The organism is Arthrobacter sp. SIMBA_036, from assembly GCF_046535135.1.
Lineage (GTDB): Bacteria > Actinomycetota > Actinomycetes > Actinomycetales > Micrococcaceae > Arthrobacter.
In genome coordinates, this window is the sequence record NZ_JAWRXG010000060.1 from 1 (window position 1) to 384 (window position 384).

Annotated in this window: 1 protein-coding gene; it reads left to right on the plus strand. The window is 24.2% G+C overall.

What is annotated here, in order from left to right:
• Window positions 1-202 precede the first annotated feature (202 nt).
• A partial coding sequence (locus SB659_RS19130; protein WP_410551530.1) for a hypothetical protein occupies window positions 203-384 on the plus strand: 182 nt, incomplete at its 3' end.

Consider the following 384-nt stretch of genomic DNA (forward strand, 5'->3'; position numbering starts at 1 on the left):
ACCAATCCTTAAAATGTATATTTTACAATCTTTTGACGAAGGTAAAGAACTAATGAGCCGATGGGATTATGTCATATCAAATCAAGCCAAAATAGATACACTAATGTGTGTACAAAAATCCAAATTTGGAATTTTAATTTTATAATTCACAAGATTCCAACCAAAAAAATTTATATATTTATTTTTACAATACACTAAAAACATGATAACCGAAATTAAATTAAATAATGTTGCAACTTATAAAAAGCAAACAATTATTCCTGATTTAAATAAAGTTAATTTTTTCTTTGGAAATAATGGCACAGGAAAATCGAGTATAGGAAAATACTTATATGAACTTAGTCTTAATGAAAAAGATATAAATTCTAGTTTCAACTTATGTAG